Source organism: Enterobacter sp. 198, from assembly GCF_009025585.1.
GTDB classification, from domain to species: Bacteria; Pseudomonadota; Gammaproteobacteria; order Enterobacterales; family Enterobacteriaceae; genus Enterobacter; species Enterobacter ludwigii.
Genome location: NZ_WCIM01000035.1, coordinates 1 through 2,610 on the forward strand (window position 1 = coordinate 1; position 2,610 = coordinate 2,610).

The following is a 2,610-nucleotide window of genomic DNA, read 5'->3' on the forward strand; positions in this document are numbered from 1 at the left end:
CTGTCGTTTGCGGAGGCCGATCTGCCTCCCGGCCAGCGGGAAAAACTGATGGCCAGCTTCGAGCGGGTTCTGATGCCCGGACTCGATAAAGATCAGTACAGCATTCTGTGGGTGGAGCACGCGGACAAGGGGCGTCTGGAGCTGAACTTTCTGATCCCCAATACCGAACTGCTGACCGGCAGGCGGCTCCAGCCGTACTACGACCGCGCCGACCGGCCGCGCATCGATGCCTGGCAGACCATCGTGAACGGCAGACTGGGGCTGCATGACCCGAACGCGCCGGAAAACCGCCGGGCGCTGGTCACGCCGTCCGGACTGCCGAAAACGAAGCAGGAGGCCACTGAAGCCATCACGCGCGGACTGCTGACCCTTGCTTCGTCCGGGGAGCTGAAAAACCGTCAGGACGTCACTGAGGCGCTGGAACGGTCAGGTTTTGAGGTGGTGCGCACCACGAAAAGCAGTATCAGCATTGCCGACCCGGACGGGGGGCGAAACATCCGACTGAAGGGAGCCATCTATGAGCAGTCTTTTAACGCTGGCGAAGGACTTAGAGCAGCAATCGAAAGCGCAGAAGCAGAGTACCGGCGAGATGCTGAAAGCCGCATTCAGCGAGCACGAGCAGTCTGTCAGAGCGGAACTGAGCGCAAGCGCGAGGAGAATCAGCGACGCCATCCTCGCACACGAGCAGAGTATGAGCGAGGCGATGGAGAAAAACCGGCGGAGCGTACTGCGGACTGCCGGGCGGACATGGTTCACCATCCTGATGGTGTCAGCGCTGCTGATCGGCACGAGCGGGAGCATACTGTGGTGGCAGGGGCAGCAGATAACCGACAATTACACGCATCTTCGTCAGCAGGAAGATACCCTGGCGAAAATGACTGCCCGGACGTGGGGAGTGCGCTATCAGGAGAGCCGCGACGGCCGGAGGTTTCTTATCCTGCCGCCCGGGATGCAAACCGAAGCCATCCCCTACGACGGGACGACATGGATCCGCCTGAAACAGGAGTAGCGGAAAATGACAGAGCTGGAAAAGCAGTTGCTGAGCGCATTAGAGCAGCTACAGCAGGACTACTCGCAAAGGCTGGACGAATGGGAGAGCGCCTTCGCGGAATGGCGGAGCATGTGTGGGCTTATGCAACGGGAGAACGCGGTGCTGAACGAGCGCGTGTCGGACTTGAGCACGCAGGTGCTGAGTTTAAGCGAGCAGCTGCGCCGCTTGTCCGGGAACTGAATGCCATCGAGCTCCGGCAGAGGGAGAATGAGTATCAGAAAACACTGGAGCTGGAGCGCCAGCCGCAGAAAACCTACCGCGGGCCGACACTTTAAACCATCCAGGCAGCTGACAACCCGCACGAAGAGGGGCTCTTATTTCTCCCGCTAAATAGGTTCGTGATCAAAAAGGTCACGACTTATTCAGGAGCGGGAAATGAAGCTGTTAAATCTTATTGAATCATTGCTTAACTGCCTGTATCTGGCGGCGGAGCTGTGGGACTGGCTGGAGAAGCATTTGTCGGTTTTTAAGGCATTGGCGCGGATTTTAGTGTGACTTTAACATCCATGCATCTGGCTGCATGACTATGCACCAGTGTAATATTCAGCGGCTGCGTTTCTGGTGTTTTTTCGTTATGTCTGTCGCCACTTTCTCGCGTCTGGCACCGGAAACGCAGCCAACCCCGTTTCAGCGGTGCGCCCAACGGATGTTATGGTAAATGGTGCCTAATTAACGTTGACGTTTACATCAGCAGGACTTTGATAATTAGGTCGCTGTAATCCACTATCGCCAACCGATAAGCATTGGAATATGATGCTTATATCATCCCCTGGGAGCGAGCTAAACGTAGAGTGATCCATGTTCTTCACAAGGATGGTCTTGCCTTGATTAAGGCAATATTGGTTCGCTTCTGTTAACGCAGCTTTTTTTGCTCCAGCCTGTCCCCTTACAGGTGCAGCATGAACAGATATGGAATAAGTATCTGGCCCCATGGGTAATACGCCACTTGAATTAACGCATCCTGTAAGGGAAATCATTACTGCTGCAAAGCAAATGTATTTCATTACTCTAATATCCTATATTTTTATTTTTCTATTTATTCAAATGGTTATGCTGGTTTGTTGGGTGATTGTGCATCATCCAACTATACGATTTTTTATGCTTTATTTTCAAAGGGTTTTGTCGGTGTGAGTTTTTGACTGGTACTGTTGTTTGGTATCGGTTTTACTTTGATGTCTGTCGGTCATCGAAGATGAACCTCTTGAGATCCTTTCCGTTGCGTCGTAATCTCTTGCTCTGAAAACGAAAAAACCACCTGGGGAGGTGGTTTTTCGAAGGTTCAGTAAGTTGGGGAACTTCTGAACCGTGGTAACAGGGTGTACAAGACCGCTGCCACCAAATTCGTCCTTCCAGTTTAGCCGTAGTTTGGCTCTGACTTCAAGAACTCTGCATCAGTAATCTCTTGTACACCCTCTTACCAGTGGCTGCTGCCAGTGGCGCTTTGTCGTGTCTTTCCGGCTTGGACTCAAGTCGATAGTTACCGGAACAGGCGCAGCAGTCGGACTGAACGGGGGGTTCGTGCATACAGTCCAGCTTGGAGCGAACTGCCTTCCCGGAAC

Annotated in this window: 2 protein-coding genes and 1 pseudogene; 2 read left to right on the forward strand and 1 reads right to left on the reverse strand. The window is 53.4% G+C overall.

The features are described 5' to 3' along the window. Nucleotides 1-267: pseudogene (locus F8561_RS24695) on the reverse strand (hypothetical protein); the annotation flags it as partial. Nucleotides 268-517: 250 nt separating this feature from the next. Between F8561_RS24695 and F8561_RS24105 the strand changes: the two are divergent. Together F8561_RS24105 and F8561_RS24110 are read left to right on the forward strand one after the other, a co-directional pair. Continuing rightward, on the forward strand, nt 518-1,009 hold the full coding sequence (locus tag F8561_RS24105) for an MbeB family mobilization protein (RefSeq protein WP_136070821.1): 492 nt from the start codon (nt 518-520) through the stop codon (nt 1,007-1,009). A 6-nt stretch (nt 1,010-1,015) separates the two neighbouring features. Continuing rightward, complete coding sequence (locus F8561_RS24110; protein ID WP_000137422.1) at nt 1,016-1,231, forward strand: MbeD family mobilization/exclusion protein; 216 nt, start codon at nt 1,016-1,018, stop codon at nt 1,229-1,231. Nucleotides 1,232-2,610 lie beyond the last annotated feature (1,379 nt).